We start from the raw sequence: 268 nt of genomic DNA, 5'->3' as shown, positions 1-268 counted from the left end.
TACGGGCCCGTACGGCCCGCACAGTCCACACCCGCGGCGTCACACGCCGACAGGCCCGGACCACACGGCCGGCACGGCACCGCACCACCCCGCACCACCCATACGGCCCGCACAGTCCACACCCGCGGCGTCACACGCCGACAGGCCCGGACCACACGGCCGGCACGGCACAGCACCACCCCGCACCACCCATACGGCCCGCACAGTCCACACCCGCGGCGTCACACGCCGACAGGCCCGGACCACACGGCCGGCACGGCACAGCACC

The sequence above is a fragment of the Kitasatospora sp. NPDC085464 genome, assembly GCF_044541955.1.
Classification (GTDB): domain Bacteria; phylum Actinomycetota; class Actinomycetes; order Streptomycetales; family Streptomycetaceae; genus Kitasatospora.
This window is presented reverse-complemented; position numbering follows the sequence as displayed.